This is a genomic window from Cupriavidus sp. H19C3 (assembly GCF_049393815.1).
In the GTDB taxonomy this organism is placed as follows: domain Bacteria; phylum Pseudomonadota; class Gammaproteobacteria; order Burkholderiales; family Burkholderiaceae; genus Cupriavidus.
Genome location: NZ_CP184986.1, coordinates 491,783 through 509,886, shown reverse-complemented (window position 1 = coordinate 509,886; position 18,104 = coordinate 491,783). Strand labels below are relative to the sequence as shown.

Below are 18,104 nucleotides of genomic sequence, written 5' to 3'. Positions count from 1 at the left end.
CTTCCGGTTATTCCGGCTTGATGCCCGACTTGCGGATCAGATCGCCCCACTTGACGCTTTCCGACGCCATGTACTGCTTGAAGGTGGCGCTGTCGGTGGCTTCCACCTTCATGCCCTGCGCCACCATCTTCTCGCGTGTCTCCTTGTCCGAAGTGACCACCTTCACGCCCTTCTCGAGCTTCTGCACGACGTCGGCGGGCGTGCCGGCCGGGGCGTAGAGCCCGAACCACGTCAGCGCCTCGAAGCCCTTGAGCCCCGACTCCGACACCGTCGGAATACCCGGCGCGCTGGGCGCGCGCTCCAGGCTCGATACCGCGATCGCGCGCAGCTTGCCGCTGCGGATATACGGCAGCAGCGTCGGCAGGTTGCTGAACATCAGCGGCACCTGGTTGCCGAGCACATCGGCAATCGCGTTGGACTCGCCCTTGTACGGCACATGCACCATCTGCACGCCGGCCATGGTGGAGAACAGCTCCATCGCCACGTGCTGCGGGCCGCCCGGGCCGGAAGAGGCATAGTTGAGCGCGCCATTCTTCTCGCGCGCGTACTTGATGACGTCCTGCACCGTATGCAGCGGCAGCGACGGATGCACCACCAGCACCAGCGGCACCGACGCGATCAGCGACACCGGCGTGAAATCCTTGACCGGGCTGAAACGCAGCTTGGGATACATGCCCGGGGCCACCACCATGGTGGACTGCGTGCCGAGCAGCAGCGTGTAACCGTCCGGCCTGGCGCGGGCCACGGCCTCGGCGGCGATGGTACCGGTGGCGCCGGCGCGGTTCTCGATCACGAACGGCTGGCCGAGTTCCTTGCCAAGGCCCTGCCCCAGCAACCGCGCCACCTGGTCCACCGCGCCGCCCGCGGAAAAGCCGACCAGCAGCGTGCCGGGCTTGTTGGGATAGTCGGTTGCCGCGTGCCCGCCGGTGGTGGCCAGCGCGAGGCCGGCACAGAGCGTGGTGGTCAGGAAGCGGCGGCGGCCGATGCCGGAAGTGTGTCGTGTCATGGTTGTCCCCGTTGTTGTTTGATGGCAGCCGCACCGCACGCGGCTGCCCGACCCGTCAAGCGGTACGCCTGGAAGCGTGACTGCGGCAATGCGTTACTTCTGCTGGTCGCGCCACGCCTGGTAGCGCTTCTTGTTCTCCTCGTTGGGCGGATACAGGCCCGGCAGTGCCTCGCCGGCTTCCACCTGCTGCATGATCCAGCCCTCCAGACGCTCCTGTTCCGCGGCTTCGTCGACGACCTCGTCGACCAGGGCGGCGGGAATCAGCACGGCGCCGTCGCCATCGAGCACTACCACGTCGTTCGGGAACACGGCCACACCACCGCAGCCGATCGGCTGCTGCCAGGCCACGAAAGTCAGGCCCGCCACCGACGGCGGCGCGGCCACGCCGCTGCACCAGACCGGCAGGCCGGTGCCGCGCACGCCTTCCACATCGCGCACCACGCCATCGGTCACCAGCGCGGCCACGCCACGCTTCTTCATGCGCGAGCACAGGATGTCGCCAAAGATGCCGGCGTCGGTCACGCCCATCGCGTCGACCACCGCGATGCAGCCTTCCGGCATGTCCTCGATGGCGGCGCGCGTCGAGATCGGCGACGACCACGAGGCCGGCGTGGCCAGGTCTTCGCGCGCCGGCACAAAGCGCAACGTGAAGGCGCGGCCCACCAGGCGCGGGCTGTCGTCGCGCATCGGCAAGGCGCCGCGCATCCACACATTGCGCAGGCCCTTCTTGAGCAGCACGGTCGTCAGCGTCGCGGTAGTGACTTTCGACAGCACCTCGATCGTGCGGGGATTCAACGGCTGGACTTCGATGGACATGGGAGCTCCTTCCTGAGGATGGGTATGGAAGATAGGGAATGGGCCACGGTGGTGGACGCCGGTGGTGGACGCCGGTGGTCGACGCCGGTGGTGGACGCCGCTCGGGGCTCAGATGCTGGCGATCAGGCCGCCATCGATGCGCACCACCGACCCGGTGACATAGGCGGCGCGCGCGCTGGCCAGGAACGTCACCACGTCGGCGTACTCCTGCGGCTCGCCATAGCGGCCCAGCGCGATCGACGCCATGCTCTGGGCGCGCACCTCGGCCACGTCGCGCCCTTCGCGCCCGGCCTTCTGTTCGTCGAGAAACTGGATGCGCGGCGTGGCCACGCGGCCGGGCAGCACGATATTGGCGGTCACGCCATCGCGCCCCACTTCCTGCGCGAGGGTCTTCGACCAGCCCAGCAGCGAGGTGCGCAGCGCGTTGGACAGGCCCAGGTTGGGAATCGGCGCGATCACGCCCGACGAGGTGCTGGTGATGATGCGGCCGAACTTGCGTTCGCGCATGCCGGGCAGCACGCTGTCGGTGATCGAGATCACCGACAGCACCATCGCCTGGAACCAGCGTTGCCACACGTCGGCGCCCTGACCCGAGACCGGTGTGGGCGGCGGGCCGCCCGTGTTGTTGACGAGAATGTCGACCGGACCCAGCGTGGCCTCGATCTGCGCGATGCGCGCCGCGATCACGCCGAGGTCGGCAAGATCCCACGGCAGCGCCAGCGCCTTGCCGCCGGCACCCTCGATATCGGCCACCACCGGGGCAAGCGCCTCGCCGTCGATATCGGCCACCGCCACCTTGACGCCTTCGCGCGCCAGCGTGCGCGCAATCGCGCCGCCGAGTCCGCCGCCCGCGCCGAGCACGAGAGCGGTCTTGCCACCAATGCCGAGATCCATGTCTCCATCCGTCTGCAGGTATGTGTGTCAGGCATTGTGAGGAGACGGAAACTCAAAGACAATTGGATTTTCTAGCGTTCAGAATCCACTTTTTGTGGATTCCCACCGTCTTTACTTTCTCCTCCGCCATGGATACACGCTTTATCGATACCTTCGTGATGGTGGCCGAATGCGGCTCCATGGCCGAGGCCGCGCGGCGCGTCAATATCACCCCCACCGCGCTGGCGCAGCGCCTGCGCGCGCTCGAGCGCGAGCTGGGCGCGCCGCTGGTGACGCGCTCGGGGCGCTTCGTGCGGCTGACCGAGGCCGGCGCCCGCCTGCTGGCGCGGGCCCGGCGTTTCCAGCGCGACGTGCGCGAGCTGGAAATGGCGGTCTCGACCGAAGGCTTTCCGGGCGGCCTGCGCATCGGCACCATCCGCACCGCGCTGACCAATGTCCTGCCCGACCTGCTCGCGTATATCGCGCACCAGCATCCGCGCCTCGACGCGACCATGGAGCTCGGTACCTCGCACGATCTCTATCACCAGGTGGTGACCGGCAAGGTCGACGCGGCACTGCTGGTGGAGCCGCCGTTCCGGCTGCCCAAGACCTACGTCTGGCACACGCTGCGCACGGAGCCGCTGATCCTGCTGGCGCCCAGGGCGCTGGCCGGGGTCGACACCGACACGCTGCTCGCGGGGCAGCCGATGATCCGCTACGACCGCCGCACCTGGGGCGGACTGCTCGGCGAGCAATACCTGCAGGAGCGCGGCTTGCAGCCGCAGGAGCGCTTCGAACTGGATTCGCCGGACGGCATCCTGCTGCTGGTCGGCATGGGGCTGGGCGTGTCGCTGGTACCCGACTGCTACCAGGCCGCGGCGGTGCCGCCCACGGTGGCCAAGCTGGCATTGCCGGGGCGGCGGCTGGAACGGCGGCTCGGTATCGTGTGGCCACGGCAGTCGCAGTACGCGCGATTGTTCGAGGCGATGGTCAAGGAGGACGCCACGGCCAAGGGCGACGCCACCAAGGGGGACGCCACGAAGGGGAACGCCACGAAGGGGGACACCACGAAAGGGGACACCACAGCCAAGGGGGACGCCGTGGCCAGGGGCGGCCCGGTGGCGGCTCGTGTAAAGTAGCCTCCATCCCTAGCCTGGAGACGGAGACCCGCATGACGCTCGCCATCGACCGCATCGACCATGTCGTCCTCAACGTCAAGGACGTGGAAACCAGCGCCGCCTGGTATCAGCGCGTGCTCGGCATGCAGCGCGAGGACTTCCAGTCGCGCACCGGCCCGCGCGTCGCGGTCAGCTTCGGGCAGCAGAAGATCAACCTGCGGCCGGTGGGCGAAGATACGGTGGCGTGGTTCACCGGCGTTCATCCGACCGCCGGCAGCGACGACCTGTGCTTTATCACGCGGATGCTGCCCAACGAGGTGGTCGCGCATTTCCTTGCGCACGAAGTGCCGGTGGAGGTGGGCCCGGTCCAGCGCACCGGCGCGCTCGGGCCCATCACGTCGGTCTATTGCCGCGATCCGGACGGCAACCTGGTCGAGGTGGCCAGCTATGCGGCGCGGTGATCAGCGGTTGCCGTCGAGCAGATCGTTGAGCATCTCGTCGAACGTGGCCTGCGCGTCTTCGAGCGCCTGCAGCGCGGCGTCGAAGGTCTGCAGGGCGAGCTTGGACGGCTTGCCGTTGCCCTGCGGGGGATAGTGGCCCTGCAACGCGTTGAACGCCACCTGTACCTGGCGCGTGGCATTGACCACCTGTTCCATTGCCTGCGCCTCCTCGGCGCGCTTTTGCTGATCGTCCATGGCTGGCCTCCTCGCTGGCCCTCTCGTATGCTGAAGATGCGTCAAAGCGCGTATCGTACAAGAACTTGCGCGGCCGCCGCGCGGTCTGACCAGACCAGTGACAAGAAACGGGCTTCATGACCTCACTCCTCCGCAACGGCATCCTGCGCAAGAGCCTTGCCGCCACGCTGCTCACGGCGAGCGGCTTCGTCTGCTACTGGACCTACCTTGCCGTCAACCAGGAGCGCCTGCTGTTCGATGCGCGCCGCCGCCCGCCGCGCGACCTGCCCGAGGGCATCCTGGCCTATTCCCACACCGTGCCGGGCGGCATGCTGCGCGGCTACGTCTATCACGCCGGCGATGATGGCGATGATGGCGGCAGTGGCGGCGGCGTCGTACAGGACCTGCTGTTCTACCTGCCCGGCCGTGGCGAGGATGTCCTCGACACGCTCCAGTACGTCAAATGGCTGCCGCCCGGCATGGGCTTCGCCACCTTCGACTATCGCGGCCTCGGCCATTCCGACGGCATGCCGTCGGAAGCCGCCGCCGTGGCCGACGCCAGCCAGTTCCTGCTGCATATCCGCCGCGCCTTTCCGGGCGTGCGCGTACACGTGGTGGGCCGCTCGCTCGGCACCGGCGTGGCGATCCAGCTGGCCGACCTGCAGGACTTTGAAAGCCTGCAGCTGATCACGCCCTACGATTCGCTGCTGGAAATCGTGCGCAAGCGCTTTCCGCTGGTGCCGTTGCGCCAGCTGATGCGACACCATTTCGACTCGATCTCGCATTGCAAGAAGGTGGTGCAGAGTACCAAGGTGCTGCTGGCCGAGACCGACGCGGTGGTCCCCCACGAATGCTCGGAGCGGCTGATTGCCGCGTGGCCGGGTCCCGTGGCGCTGCAGACCATCGACGGCACCGACCACTTCACCATCATCGAACGCCAGGAAACCTGGCTGGCGCTGTGCGCATTTGCCCAGCAGGTGCCGCAGACGCCGCCCGCGCGGGTGCGCCAGGCGCCGCCGGCCGACCACAGCGACGCCGGCGATCCGCTCCCGCTGCCCGCGGCACGGTAGAATCGCGGCCATGAAAAAAATCGCAATCTGGGCCGCCAGCGGCGTGGCGGGGCTGGCGGCCGCCGGCATCCTGCTGGCCGGCTTTGCCGCCGTGGTCAGCCTGCGGCAGCTCCCTTCCGTCGACTCGCTGCGCGATTACCGGCCCGACGTGCCGCTGCGCATCTATACCAGCGACAACACGCTGATCGGTGAATTCGGTACCGAGCATCGCGAGTTCATCCCGATCGAGCGCATGCCCAGGCTGATGACCGAGGCGCTGCTCGCGGCCGAGGACGACCAGTTCTATTCGCACGTCGGCGTCGACGTACTGGGCCTGGTGCGCGCGGCCATCGCCAATATCGGCGAAGGCTATGCGCAGGGCGCGTCGACCATCACCATGCAGGTCGCGCGCAACTTCTATCTGTCGCGCGAAAAGACGCTGGCGCGCAAGTGGTACGAGATCCTGCTGGCCTGGCAGATCGACCGCACGCTGCCCAAGGACCGCGTGCTCGAGCTGTATATGAACCAGGTCTACCTGGGCGAGCACGCCTACGGTTTCGGCAGTGCCGCGCAGGTCTACTTCGGCAAGCCGCTGGCGCAGCTGTCGCTGGCGGAAACGGCGATGCTGGCGGGCCTGCCCAAGGCGCCGTCGACGATGAATCCCGCAGTCAACCTGCCGCGCGCCACGCGCCGCCAGGAATACGTGCTGGGACGCATGCTCGCGCTCGGCATGATCACTCCGGAGCAGTATCGCGACGCCCGTGCCGAGCCCATCCACGTGGCCACCGACGGCAGCGGCCGGTATGCGGGACACGCCGAATACGTGGCGGAACTCGCGCGCCAGCTCGCGCACGACCGCTTCGGCGACGACGCCTATACGCGCGGGCTCAACGTCTACACCACGGTGTCGTCGGTGCGCCAGACCATGGCCTATGACGCGGTACGCGCCGGCATCGACGGCTATGGCAAGCGCCATGGTGGCGCCAGCCCGCAGGCCGCGCTGATTTCGCTGGACAGCCGCACCGGCGCCATCGAGGCGATGGTGGGCGGCGCCGATTTCCAGACCAGCCGCTTCAACCATGCCACCCAGGCGCAACGGCAGCCGGGCTCGACCTTCAAGCCGTTCATCTACTCGGCCGCGCTCGAGCGTGGCGTGTCGCCGGCCACGCTGATCAACGATGCACCGCTCGACGATCCCAAATGGCAGCCGTCCAATGACGACGACCGCTTTGTCGGCCCGATCACGGTGCGCCAGGCGCTGGCCGAATCGCGCAACCTGCCCGCGATCCGCACGCTGCGCCAGATCGGCATTCCGTACACGATCGACTATGCCGGCAAGTTCGGCTTCGCCCGGAAACGGCTGCCGCCCTACCTGCCGCTGGCGCTGGGCACGGGCAGCACCTCGCCGCTGCGCCTGGCCGCGGCCTATGGCGTGTTTGCCAATCACGGCTATCGCGTCGAGCCGTACCTGATCGAGAAGATCACCGATGGGGAGGGCAATGTGCTATTTGCCGCCGACACCCATGCCGCCCCCACGCGCGTGATCTCGGCGCGCAACGCCTTCGTGATGGACAGCCTGCTGCATAGCGTGGTGGACGCCGGCACCGGAGCCTCGGTGCGGCGCTATATCAAGCGCGCCGACGTGGCAGGCAAGACCGGCACCACCAACGATTCGGTGGACGGCTGGTTTGCCGGCTATGCGGGGGAGCTGGTCACGGTGGCGTGGATGGGCTTCGACGACAACCATACGCTGGGCCGGCACGAATTCGGCGCGACCACGGCGCTGCCGATCTGGGCCGCCTACATGGAAGGCCGCCTGGCCGGCGTGCCGGTGGCGCTGTTCGCGCAGCCGCAAGGCGTTGCGCGCGTCGGCGACGACTGGAGCTACACCGAGTACGCGGACGGCGTACATGCGATTGCCTCGATCGGCTTCCCGCCCCCGCCCGCTGCCGACGACGCCACGGGCGCGCCCGGCACCGATGCCGGCATGCCCGCGGCCGACGGCTTCGGCGTACCGGCGGTGGCGCGCGACGGCAATGCGGTGGGCACGACCCCGGCACTGGGCTTGCCCGCCGGTACCGCACGCAGTCCCGGCCAGCTCTGATCGCGATACGTGTCGGCCTGGACTACACCACTGATCTGGGGCATCGCGTGCGCGGCCACGCTCGGCGTGCTGCTGCGCCCGTTCCGCCTGCCCGAGCCGTTCTGGGCCATGGCCGGCGCGGTGGCGCTGTGCGTGGCCGGCCTGCTGCCGCTCGGTGAAGCGTGGGCCGCGGTGGCGCGCGGCTATGACGTCTACCTGTTTCTGGCGGGCATGATGCTGATCGCGGAGCTGGCGCGCAAGACCGGCCTGTTCGACCACGTGGCCGCGCTCGCGGTGCGGCGTGCGCGCGGCTCGGCGCGGCGCCTGTTCGCGCTGGTCTATGGCTTTGGCACCGCGGTCACGATCTTCATGTCAAACGACGCCACCGCGGTGGTGCTGACGCCCGCCGTGCTCGCCGCCACGCGTGCCGCGCGCGTCAGGCATCCGCTGCCGTACCTCTACGCCTGCGCGTTTATCGCCAACGCGGCAAGCTTTGCGCTGCCGATCTCCAATCCGGCCAACCTCGTGGTGTTCGGCGAGCGCATGCCGCCGCTCGCCGAATGGCTGGCCCGCTTTACCCTGCCGTCGGTGGTGGCGATCGCCGTCACGTTCGCGGTGCTGTACTGGAGCCAGCGCGAGGCGCTGGCCGAGCGTATCGCCGAGGACGTGCCGACGCCGCCGTTGTCGCTGCAGGCGTGGCTGACCACGGCCGGGATCGTGGTGACCGGGGTGGCCTTGCTGGTGGCATCGCTGCTGGGCCGCGATCTCGGCTGGCCGTCCTGCCTGGGCGGGCTGGCGACGCTGGCCGCGGTCTGCGCCACGCAGCCGCGGCTGCTCGGACCCGCGCTGCGCGAGGTGTCGTGGGGGGTGATGCCGCTCGTGGCCGGGCTGTTCGTGCTGGTGGCCGGACTCGAGCGCACCGGCGTGATCGCGCAACTGGCGCGCTGGCTGGCGTGGCTGTCGGCCCATCCCCAAGGCATGACGGGCTGGCTGGCGCTGATCGGCACCGGCGTGATGGTCGGGCTGCTCTGCAATATCGTGAACAACCTGCCGGCCGGCCTGATTGCCGCATCGGCCCTGGCGGCGGGCCATGCCTCGCATACGGTCACCGGCGCGGCGCTGATCGGCGTGGACCTCGGGCCCAACCTGTCGGTGACGGGCTCGCTGGCCACGCTGCTGTGGCTCACCGCGCTGCGGCGCGAGGGGCATCTGGTCACCGCGGGGCAGTTCCTGCGGCTCGGCGCACTGGTCACGCCGCCCGCCCTGCTGGCCGCGCTGGCCGTACTGTTCTGACCGATTGCGCCGCTTTCACACGGTTGTGGGGGCGTTGGAACTGCCATATAGTGAAGCACCGCGCACGACGGCGCTAATCTCGATGCCATTCATCCGGCAGCGGCTTACATGTCAGACCAGGATCATCCCGCCTCTCCTTCCGCCTCTTCTTCCGCCGCCTCCCCCGCTGCTTCTCCCGCTGGCGCGCCCGGCCCCACCGACGTCAACGGCCATGACGCGGCCGCCACCAACGGCGCACCCGCCGCGGGCAGCATTGCCGAGCGTATTCGCGCGCGGCTGACGGCGGCCAACGAGCGCTTCCACGCCAACGACAATATCTCGCGCTTTATCGAACCCGGCGAACTCGATGCGTTGCAGGCGGAAGTGCAGGCCCGCATGGAGGAAGTGCTGCGCGCGCTCGTCATCGATGTCGACCAGGATCACAACACCCGTGAGACCGCGCGCCGCGTGGCCAAGATGTACCTCAAGGAAATCTTCGCGGGCCGCTATGCGCCGGCACCGGCCACCACGGAGTTTCCCAACGTCGAGCAGCTCAACGAACTGATGATCGTGGGTCCGATGCGCGTGCGCAGCGCGTGCTCGCACCACCTTTGCCCGATTATTGGCAAATTGTGGGTTGGCGTGATGCCGAACCGGCACTCCAACCTGATCGGCCTGTCGAAGTATGCGCGGCTGGCCGAATGGATCATGTGCCGGCCGCAGATCCAGGAAGAAGCGGTCGCGCAGGTCGCGGACCTGCTGCAGGAGAAGATGAACCCGGACGGCCTGGCCATCGTCATGGAGGCCGAGCACTTCTGCATGCACTGGCGCGGCGTGCGCGATACCGATGCCAAGATGACCAACAGCGTGATGCGCGGCTCGTTCCTCAAGGACGACAAGCTGCGGCGCGAATTCCTCACGCTGCTGAACCTGAACCGTCGCTGACGAGACCTCACATGCTAGTCCGCCTGCTCTACGCCAGCCGCGCGCGGCAATCGATCGACCCTGCCACGCTCGACGCAATTTTCGAGACCGCGATGGAAGCCAATCCGCGCCATGGCATTACCGGCGTGCTGTGCCATGGCAATGGCGTCTTTCTGCAGGCGCTGGAAGGCGAGCGCAGCGCGGTGTCTCGGCTATTCCTCAATATCGGACGCGACAGCCGGCACGAGGACGTGACGCTGCTTGCATTCGACGAGATCGTCGAGCGCGACTTCTCGGTGTGGTCGATGGGCCGCGTCAATACCGCGCGGCTCAATGCTGCCACGCTGCTCAAGTATTCGGCGCAAGGCGAGCTCGACCCCTACCGCACGTCGGCGGCGGCATCGCTGGCCTTGCTCAAGGAACTGGTCGCGGGCGCGTCGATCCTCGCCCATGGCCCCGAGCGGCGGCATCAGGGCTGAGCGGCGCTTCCAGCCATGCGCCGCTCAAGCGACCGGCGACCGGCCACCGGTAACCAGCAACCGGTAACCAGCAACCGGTAACCGGTAACCAGCAACCATCGAAGCAGGCGGCTTACGCCGTCCGGCAGGCGTTCCGCGCTAGTGGGACACCTGGCCGAACAGCCCGCATTCGAGATCGCTCTCGAACTCTTCCCACCACGCCGTACCCGGCCCGGCATCGTAGATGCTGGCGGCGCCGGTACTCTGCCTTCGCACCGTCACCTGTCGTGCCGAGGTGCCATTGACATCGAAAATCTCGAAATCCTGCGGCATCAGGCCAAGCATCCTGACCGCAGCTGACACCTCTTGCTGCTCGTTGGACGGAAATTCAGCAAATTGACGTTGCGCCATGGCACACCTCCGTGCGGGGGTAGGTCAGCACGCGCGCGTCATGGCAGAGGTCCACGACACATCGCACGCGCGCCGACAGCCTGCCACAAAAAGCGAGCGGAGGTATGGCACCGGCAAAGACCACGACGATGTCGCATATATTGTGCGGTCGGCGCGACTGGCGCAGGCTGGCGTGCTGCCTTACGCCGCCACCATGCCCAGGAACTGTTGCAGCTCCGCCGTGCGCGGGTTGGCGAACACCGATTCCGGCGCGCCCGTTTCGTGAACGCGGCCCTGGTGCATGAAGACGACGCGGTCGCACACCTCGCGCGCGAAGCGCATTTCGTGCGTGACCATCAGCAGCGTCATGCCGTCGGCGGCGAGCCCGCGCACCACCTGCAGCACTTCGTTGACGAGTTCGGGATCGAGCGCCGAGGTGATCTCGTCGCAGAGCAGCGCCGCCGGTTGCATGGCCAGGGCGCGCGCGATCGCCACGCGTTGCTGCTGGCCGCCCGAGAGCTGGTCGGGATAGGCATCGAATTTGGCCGACAAACCCACGCGCGCAAGATTCTCCTCGGCCAGCTCGCGTGCCTTCGCTTCCGGCACGCCCTTGACGATCATCGGCGATAGCATCACGTTGCGGCCCGCGCTCAGGTGCGGAAACAGGTTGAACTGCTGGAAGATCATGCCGACCTTGAGCCGCAGCGCGCGCAGCTGGAGTTCGCTGCTGGCGAGGTGCGCGCCGGCCACGGTGATGGCGCCGGCATCGATCTGCTCAAGGCCGTTGATGCAGCGAAGCAGCGTGCTCTTGCCGGAGCCGCTCTTGCCGATGATGGCAATGACCTCGCCCGGCTCCACCGACAGGGACACGCCCTTGAGCACCTCGTTGGCGCCGTACGACTTGCGGACATCGTCAATGGCGATGAGCGCCATGGAATTTCTCCTCGAGCTTCTTGCTATAAAGCGACAGCGGCCAGCACAGCGCGAAATACATCAGCGCCACGGCCGCATACACGGTGAACGGCTGGAACGTCGCATTGACGATCATGGTGCCGGCCTTCGACAGCTCGGTGAAACCGATGATCGAGGCCAGCGCGGTGCCCTTGATGACCTGCACGCCAAAGCCGACGGTCGGCGCCACCGCGATGCGCAGCGCCTGCGGCAGGATCACGTAACGCATCTGCTGGACATAGCCCATGGCCAGGCTGCCCGATGCCTCCCACTGCCCGCGCGGAATCGATTCCACGCACCCCCGCCAGATCTCGGCGAGGAAGGCGGCGGTCCACAGCGTCAGCGCAAGGCCGGCGGCGAGCCACGCCGGCACGTCGATGCCGAACAGCGCCAGGCCGAAGAACGCCAGAAACAGCTGCATCAGCAGCGGCGTGCCCTGGAACAGCTCGATATAGGTGGCGGCGGCACGGCGCAGCCACGCGCGCCGCGCGGTACGCGCGAGCAGCACCAGCAACCCCACGACGCCGCCGCCGAGAAACGCCACCAGCGACAGCAATACCGTCCAGCGCGCCGCCAGCAGCAGGTTGCGGACGATATCCCACAGGGTGAACTCGATCATCGCGCCCTCCTCGCGCACAGACGTTGCCCCATCGCCCGCAGCAGCTGGCGCAACAGCAACGCCAGCAACAGATAAACGATGGTGCTGACGAGGTACACCTCGAACGCACGGAAATTGCGGCCCTGGATAAAGTTGGCGGCGTAGGTCAGGTCCTGCGCGGCAATCTGCGAGCAGACCGCCGAGCCCAGCATGACGATCACGATCTGGCTCGACAGCGCGGGCCAGATCTTCTGCAACGCCGGCCGCAGCACCACGTGGCGGAATACCTGCAGCCGCGACATCGCCAGGCTGGCGCCGGCCTCGTACTGCCCGCGCGGCGTGGCGGCCACGCCGGCGCGCACGATCTCGGTACCGTAGGCGCCCAGGTTGATCACCATCGCCAGCGACGCCGCCACCATCTCCGGCAACTGCACGCCGAGGCTAGGCAGACCGAAGAAGATGAAAAACAGCTGGATCAGGAACGGCGTATTGCGGATGAGCTCCACATAGGCGCCGACCAGACCCCGCAGCCAGCGCGGCCCTTCCGTGCGTGCCCACGCGCCCAGGATCGCCACCGCCACGCCGAGCACGCCGCCGGTGACGGTCAGCTGCGCGGTCACGGCGACGCCCTTGGCCAGCACGTCGGTGTAGGCCAGCACCGAGCCGAAATCGAACTGATAAGCCATGGTGCGAAATCAGGACGACCGCATCAGAGCTGGGCCGGCAGCGGACGCAGCAGCCACTTGATCGACAGCGAATTGAGCGAACCGTCCTTCTTCGACTCGGCCAGGATCGCGTTGACCTTTTCCTGCAGGCGTGTCTCGCCCTTGTTCAGGCCGATAAAGCACGGCGAATTCTTGATCAGGAACTTGGTCTCCGGGGTCTTGGGCGGATGCCTGGCGATCAGCGCGGCGGCCACCACGTTGCCGGTGGCGATCAGCTGCACCTGTCCCGACAGGAACGCCGAGATGGTGGCGTTATTGTCCTCGTAGCGCTTGATCACGGCGCTGGCCGGTGCGATCTTGCTCAGTTCCAGGTCTTCGACCGCGCCCCGCGTCACGCCCACGGTCTTGCCGGCGAGATCGGCGGCGGACTTGACCGCGAGGTCACCCGGGCCGAACACCCCGTTGAAGAACGGCGCATACGCTTCCGAGAAATCCAGCACCTTCTCGCGCTCCGCGTTCTTGCCGAGGCTGGAGATGATGAGATCGACCTTCTTCGTCTGCAGGTACGGCACGCGGTTGGTGCTGCTGACCGGCACGAGCTGCAGCCTGACGCCCATCTTCTTTGCCATCAGCGCGGCCACGTCGATATCGAGGCCTTGCGGGGCCATATCGGCACCGATCGAGCCAAACGGCGGAAAGTCCTGCGGCACGGCCACGCGCAGCACGCCAGCCTTGGTGACGTCATCGAGCGTATCGGCCTGGGCGGCGGGAACGGCGGCCAGGCAGGCGCCGGCCAGGGCGGCGAGAAGCACGGTGCGGCGCGCGAAGGTGGCGCTGACGGTGGCGCTGACGGTGGCGCTGAAGGTGGAGCGGAGGGCAGCAAACGATCGCATACGGGCAGGTCCTTGGTGGGGGTCGTGGGGTCGTTGTTTGACGCCTTCTCAAACGCAAGCCGCATGCCAGCTTTGTATGCAAAATTTGGCTTCAAAAATCGCACGACAATCCCCGCAACGGGGCACGCGCTGCTGGGCCGGCCACGCCCGAGGCGTCCGCGCGCCCCGATCTCGATCACGAGTGCACCAATCCGGCGCAACTTGCGCGCGACGGGCGCTCGCGCCGGGCACGCCGGGCACGCCGGGCACGCCGGGCTGCCGGAGGGGCAGCGGCGCACCGATATGCCGCCGACGCCTCGCCAGACCCGTGCCATGCCGGTGCGGTCCGGCAACTGATACGGTTTTATTCTCCGCTGCTGCGTCTGTTATGCCCGGCGCGTTGCGGCTACGCTGGTGACTGTCGTATTCCAGCCCATGCGCCGCCACCATGTCCGCCCTGCCCCAATTCGCCGCCCTTGATGGCGTCGCTGCCGTCGATGCCGTCGATCCCGCCAGCGATGCCACCCTCATCGCTTTTGCCGTGCGCCCGGTGGTCGTGCCCTTGCGCCCGCCACGCCAGACCGAAGCCGGCCTGATGCTGACCGCGCCGCTGATCCTGCTCGATATCGAGACGGCGAACGGCATCGTGGGCCACGCCTATGTGTTCACCCATACCTCGCTGGTCCTGCGCAGCGTGGTCCAGCTAATGCATGACATGCTGCCGCTGCTGGGCGGCCAGCGACTCGACCCCGCGCGCAATGTGGCGTCGCTGCGCGCACGGCTGGCAGCCGTGGATACGCCAGGCCTGGTCGAGATGGCGCTGGCCGGTATCGCGGTCGCGCTATGGGATGCGCAGGCCAAGATGACAGGCCAGCCGTTCGAGTGGACGGCCGCGCCAGCCCTGCTGCGGTCGGCAGCGTATGCGCGCTTGCTCGCGCATGCCGGACTGGCCGAGGCCGTGCTGGCCGAGCCGCTCGGGGCGAGCGAAGGCTGCGGCCCCGGCATGGGCATCGTGTGGAACCAGGCCGCGATCCGGCAGTTTTCGGTCTGACCCCATCCGGGCCGGGCGGGCCGGGCGGGCCGGGCGAGCGGGCCGGGCAGGCGGCGGCCAGTGGCCAGCCGCTAGCGGCCGCCCGCCTGCGCGAACATCGGCATCTTGCGCAGGATATGGTCCAGCAGCTCCACCGCCGCGGCGGGTAGCGGCCGCCCTTGCTTGACCAGCAGCCGCGCCTGCGTGCCGCGAAACAGCGGATGGTCGATCGGGACCACCGCAAGATCTCCCGCGGCAATTTCGCGATAGGCGGCGAACTCGCCGATCAGCGTGACAAAGTTCTCGTAGGCGACGAACTGCTTGAGCGCGTTCAGCGAATTGGTGACCAGCGTCGCGCGGATCTTGATGTTGTCGGCGAACTCGACCATTTTGGCCGCATGCCCGATGCCGAACGTGGTCGGCATCATGGCCAGCGGATACGCCTGCAGGTCGGCAATGGTCGCGCTGCCACCGCGCCGGGCGAGCGGATGGTCGGCGCGCGCCAGCAGCACCACGGGCTGCGGCGAACTGGCCCGGTAGACGATATGCGGATGCGGCGGCGGGTTGTACGCCAGTCCGATATGCGCGCGGCTTTCCGCCACCTCATTGAGCACGTCGTCCACCGGCAGGCTCTGCATGTCGATCTCGAGCTTCGGGTATTGGGCGCAGAACGGCGCCAGCACCTGGTTCACGAGCGGATCGACAAACCCCTCGCTCATGACCAGTCTCACCTGCCCCTGCTGCAGGCCCTTCAACGCATGGAACTGGTCTTCGAGCTTCTCCCGGTGCGACCGGTAGCCCTGCCAGAACTCCAGCAGGTGCACGGCGGCCTCGGTCGGCCTGACCCCGCGCGGCTGGCGCTCGAACAGCGTCACGTCGAGCTCCTCCTCCAGCAGCCGGATCTGGCGCGTGATGACCGAGGGCGAGGTATTGAGCGCGTCGGCCGCGCCGCGGATGGTGCCCTGGGCCAGGACCTCGCGGAAATACCGCAATCGTTGCTGATTGATCTCTCTCATGACGAGACGATACGCCAAAGCACGCTGCGTTGCTTCAAAGACAACGAAGTGTGAACTTAGTTGCTCTTGGTGTCGACCGATGCCACTGCCATGATCGTTATCACCACGCGCACGGCTCACAGCGGCGGATACAGCCGCGACGCGCACCGGCCGACTGACTCCTGGAGACAACATGCTGGCAACCCCCACCGCAGGCGCCGAGGAACGCGCGGCCCTGTATCGCAAGATCAACTTCCGGCTATTGCCCTTCCTGCTGATCTGCTACCTGTTTGCCTATCTCGACCGCGTCAATGTGGGCTTTGCGAAGCTCCAGATGCAGGGCGACCTTGGCTTTTCCGATGCGGCTTACGGTGTCGGCGCCGGCATCTTCTTCATCGGCTATGTGCTGTTCGAGATTCCGAGCAACCTGATGCTGCCGCGCGTCGGCGCACGCAAGACCTTCAGCCGCATCCTCGTGCTGTGGGGCATTACCTCGGCCTGCATGCTGTTTGTGCGCGACGTGCCCACCTTCTACGCGATGCGCTTTCTGCTCGGCGTGTTCGAAGCCGGCTTTGCGCCCGGCATGATCTATTACCTGTCGTGCTGGTATGGCCCGCAGCGCATGGCGCGCGCCATCGCCATCGTCTTCCTGGCCGGGCCGATCGGCGGCATCCTGGGCGCGCCGGTGTCGGCATGGCTGATGACCGCGCTCGCCGGCACCGGCAACCTGGCCGGCTGGCAATGGATGTTCCTGGTCGAAGGACTCCCCTGCATCGTGCTCGGCGTGCTGGCCTGGAAGCTGATCCCGAACCGCCCGGAAGAGGCCAGCTGGCTGAGCGCGCGCGAGCGGCAGTTGCTCGCCGTCGAACTCGGCCCACAGGCCGCGCATGGCCACTCGTTCCTGGCAGTGGCCAGGGACCTGCGCGTCTATGTGCTGGCCTTTGCCTACTTCTGCATCATCGCCGCGATCTACGCCATCAGCTTCTGGCTGCCGACCATCATCAAGGCGCAGGGCATCGACGACCTCGTCCAGCTCGGCTGGTATGCCGCGGTGCCTTACCTCGCCGCGGCCTTCGGCATGTACTACATGGGCCGCCGTTCGGATCGCCTGGGCGAGCGCCGCTTCCATTGCGCCCTGCCCGCGCTGCTGGCCGGCGCCATGCTCGCGGCCTCGACGCTGGCCGACGGCCACCTCTATCTTTCGCTCGCGCTGCTGACGGTCGCCACCATGGGACTGTGGATGGCCTACACCGTGTTCTGGGCGATCCCGCCCGAGTACATCAAGGGGCCGGCCGCGGCGGGCGGCATCGCTTTGATCAATACCATCGGCCTGTCCGGCGGCTTCTGGGGCCCGGCCCTGATCGGCTGGGCCAAGACCGCCACCGGCAACCTGCATCTCGGCGTACTGATGATGGCGGCGCTACCGCTGGTGGCCGCGCTGATCATCCTTGCCAACAAACTTCCGCGTCAACACGCAAGCCACTCATCAAGGAGCTCCCATGCTGCTACCCCTGTCGACCTGGTCTGAAATCGAACAATTCCTGCAGCGCAGCCGCACCATCGTCATTCCGATCGGCTCCAACGAGCAGCACGGGCCGACCGGCCTGCTCGGCACCGACTGGCTGTGCCCGGAAATCATCGCGCGCGAAGCCGAGAAGCAGGCCGATATTCTCGTCGCGCCGACCTTCAATATCGGCATGGCGCAGCATCACCTCGGCTTTGCCGGCACCATCTCGCTGCGGCCGAGCACGTTTATCGCGGCCATCGCCGACTGGGTGCGCTCGCTGGCCGGGCACGGCTTCGAGAAGATCCTGTTCCTCAACGGCCATGGCGGCAATATCGCGTCGATCGAGGCGGCATTCTCGGAGCTTTATGCCGAAGCCAGCTTTGCGCGGCGCCACGCCGGCTTTGCGCTCAAGCTGTGCAACTGGTGGGACCTCGAAGGCGTGGGCGAACTGGCACGCGACCAGTTCCCCACGGGGCACGGCTCGCACGCCACGCCCTCGGAAATCGCCGTGACGCAGTGGGCGTTTCCGCACCTGCAGAAAACCGCGAGCTTTGCCCCGCCGATCGCGCCCAACGGCCCGATCCGCGAGGCGCTCGACTTCCGCGCGCGCTTTCCGGACGGGCGCATCGGTTCCAATCCCGCACTCGCGTCGGTGGAGAAAGGCGGCGCACTGGTGGCACTCGCGGCACGCAGCCTGATCAAGGCGCTCGAAGCGTTCAGCAACGAACCGATGCCCGGCTAAGGGGCATCGCGCCTGGTCCGGTGGCCTGGTCCCGTGGCCTGGTCCTATGGCCTGGTCCCATGGCCCGGTTGCATCGCGTGG

The 18,104-nt window shown here is 67.5% G+C and carries 20 protein-coding genes; 10 read left to right on the top strand and 10 right to left on the bottom strand.

Annotated elements, in window-relative coordinates; genetic code table 11:
* Nucleotides 1-7 precede the first annotated feature (7 nt).
* From DFLDMN_RS21815 to DFLDMN_RS21805, 3 genes are all read right to left on the bottom strand, one after another.
* Entirely contained in the window at nt 8-1,006 is a 999-nt protein-coding gene (locus DFLDMN_RS21815) for a Bug family tripartite tricarboxylate transporter substrate binding protein (RefSeq protein ID WP_423199952.1), read from the bottom strand.
* 93 nt (nt 1,007-1,099) lie between these two features.
* Complete coding sequence (locus DFLDMN_RS21810) at nt 1,100-1,822, bottom strand: ribonuclease activity regulator RraA (protein ID WP_423199951.1); 723 nt, start codon at nt 1,820-1,822, stop codon at nt 1,100-1,102.
* Nucleotides 1,823-1,930: 108 nt separating this feature from the next.
* On the bottom strand, nt 1,931-2,716 hold the full coding sequence (locus tag DFLDMN_RS21805; RefSeq protein ID WP_423199950.1) for an SDR family oxidoreductase: 786 nt from the start codon (nt 2,714-2,716) through the stop codon (nt 1,931-1,933).
* 128 nt (nt 2,717-2,844) lie between these two features.
* Between DFLDMN_RS21805 and DFLDMN_RS21800 the strand changes: the two genes are divergently transcribed.
* Together DFLDMN_RS21800 and DFLDMN_RS21795 are read left to right on the top strand one after the other, a co-directional pair.
* Nucleotides 2,845-3,834, top strand: coding sequence for a LysR family transcriptional regulator (locus DFLDMN_RS21800; protein WP_423199949.1), 990 nt, complete (start codon nt 2,845-2,847; stop codon nt 3,832-3,834).
* Between the two features lie 32 nt (nt 3,835-3,866).
* A complete protein-coding gene (locus DFLDMN_RS21795; protein ID WP_423199948.1) occupies nt 3,867-4,274 on the top strand; it encodes a VOC family protein in 408 nt (135 codons plus the stop codon).
* Here the strand turns inward: DFLDMN_RS21795 and DFLDMN_RS21790 are convergent, their stop codons facing one another.
* Nucleotides 4,275-4,508 carry a hypothetical protein gene (locus tag DFLDMN_RS21790; protein ID WP_423199947.1) on the bottom strand — a complete coding sequence of 78 codons (234 nt, stop codon included), beginning with the start codon at nt 4,506-4,508 and terminating at the stop codon, nt 4,275-4,277.
* 116 nt (nt 4,509-4,624) lie between these two features.
* Between DFLDMN_RS21790 and DFLDMN_RS21785 the strand changes: the two genes are divergently transcribed.
* The 5 genes from DFLDMN_RS21785 (at nt 4,625) to DFLDMN_RS21765 (ending at nt 10,294) form a co-directional block, all read left to right on the top strand.
* The gene (locus tag DFLDMN_RS21785) at nt 4,625-5,557 is read left to right on the top strand and encodes an alpha/beta hydrolase (protein ID WP_423199946.1); all 933 of its coding nucleotides are present in this window, start codon (nt 4,625-4,627) and stop codon (nt 5,555-5,557) included.
* Nucleotides 5,558-5,567: 10 nt separating this feature from the next.
* A complete protein-coding gene (locus DFLDMN_RS21780; protein WP_423199945.1) occupies nt 5,568-7,640 on the top strand; it encodes a penicillin-binding protein 1A in 2,073 nt (690 codons plus the stop codon).
* Between the two features lie 9 nt (nt 7,641-7,649).
* Entirely contained in the window at nt 7,650-8,912 is a 1,263-nt protein-coding gene (locus DFLDMN_RS21775; RefSeq protein ID WP_423199944.1) for an arsenic transporter, read from the top strand.
* Nucleotides 8,913-9,020: 108 nt separating this feature from the next.
* A complete protein-coding gene (gene folE, locus DFLDMN_RS21770) occupies nt 9,021-9,836 on the top strand; it encodes a GTP cyclohydrolase I (RefSeq protein ID WP_423199943.1) in 816 nt (271 codons plus the stop codon).
* 11 nt (nt 9,837-9,847) lie between these two features.
* Complete coding sequence (locus tag DFLDMN_RS21765) at nt 9,848-10,294, top strand: BLUF domain-containing protein (protein WP_423199942.1); 447 nt, start codon at nt 9,848-9,850, stop codon at nt 10,292-10,294.
* A 138-nt stretch (nt 10,295-10,432) separates the two neighbouring features.
* Here the strand turns inward: DFLDMN_RS21765 and DFLDMN_RS21760 are convergent, their stop codons facing one another.
* The 5 genes from DFLDMN_RS21760 to DFLDMN_RS21740 all read right to left on the bottom strand — a co-directional run bounded on the left by DFLDMN_RS21760 (nt 10,433) and on the right by DFLDMN_RS21740 (nt 13,770).
* Nucleotides 10,433-10,684: a hypothetical protein gene (locus tag DFLDMN_RS21760; RefSeq protein ID WP_423199941.1), complete on the bottom strand. Its 252-nt coding sequence runs from the start codon at nt 10,682-10,684 to the stop codon at nt 10,433-10,435.
* Nucleotides 10,685-10,864: 180 nt separating this feature from the next.
* Nucleotides 10,865-11,596 (bottom strand): amino acid ABC transporter ATP-binding protein, encoded by a 732-nt coding sequence (locus tag DFLDMN_RS21755; RefSeq protein WP_423199940.1) that lies wholly within the window; start codon nt 11,594-11,596, stop codon nt 10,865-10,867.
* Nucleotides 11,577-12,233 carry an amino acid ABC transporter permease gene (locus DFLDMN_RS21750; protein WP_423199939.1) on the bottom strand — a complete coding sequence of 219 codons (657 nt, stop codon included), beginning with the start codon at nt 12,231-12,233 and terminating at the stop codon, nt 11,577-11,579. Before DFLDMN_RS21750 ends, DFLDMN_RS21755 begins: the two co-directional genes overlap by 20 nt.
* Nucleotides 12,230-12,898: an amino acid ABC transporter permease gene (locus DFLDMN_RS21745; protein ID WP_423199938.1), complete on the bottom strand. Its 669-nt coding sequence runs from the start codon at nt 12,896-12,898 to the stop codon at nt 12,230-12,232. Before DFLDMN_RS21745 ends, DFLDMN_RS21750 begins: the two co-directional genes overlap by 4 nt.
* 23 nt (nt 12,899-12,921) lie before the next feature.
* Nucleotides 12,922-13,770, bottom strand: a complete 849-nt coding sequence (locus tag DFLDMN_RS21740) for a transporter substrate-binding domain-containing protein (protein WP_423199937.1) — start codon at nt 13,768-13,770, stop codon at nt 12,922-12,924.
* Between the two features lie 427 nt (nt 13,771-14,197).
* On the opposite strand from DFLDMN_RS21740, the gene DFLDMN_RS21735 reads away from it, so the two are divergent.
* Complete coding sequence (locus DFLDMN_RS21735) at nt 14,198-14,800, top strand: hypothetical protein (RefSeq protein WP_423199936.1); 603 nt, start codon at nt 14,198-14,200, stop codon at nt 14,798-14,800.
* Between the two features lie 71 nt (nt 14,801-14,871).
* Here DFLDMN_RS21735 and DFLDMN_RS21730 read toward each other — a convergent pair whose 3' ends face one another.
* On the bottom strand, nt 14,872-15,795 hold the full coding sequence (locus DFLDMN_RS21730; protein WP_423199935.1) for a LysR family transcriptional regulator: 924 nt from the start codon (nt 15,793-15,795) through the stop codon (nt 14,872-14,874).
* 172 nt (nt 15,796-15,967) lie between these two features.
* Between DFLDMN_RS21730 and DFLDMN_RS21725 the strand changes: the two genes are divergently transcribed.
* Both DFLDMN_RS21725 and DFLDMN_RS21720 read left to right on the top strand, forming a co-directional pair.
* Nucleotides 15,968-17,302 carry an MFS transporter gene (locus DFLDMN_RS21725; protein ID WP_423199934.1) on the top strand — a complete coding sequence of 445 codons (1,335 nt, stop codon included), beginning with the start codon at nt 15,968-15,970 and terminating at the stop codon, nt 17,300-17,302.
* Complete coding sequence (locus tag DFLDMN_RS21720; protein ID WP_423199933.1) at nt 17,274-18,023, top strand: creatininase family protein; 750 nt, start codon at nt 17,274-17,276, stop codon at nt 18,021-18,023. Before DFLDMN_RS21725 ends, DFLDMN_RS21720 begins: the two co-directional genes overlap by 29 nt.
* The last annotated feature ends 81 nt before the right edge of the window (nt 18,024-18,104 follow it).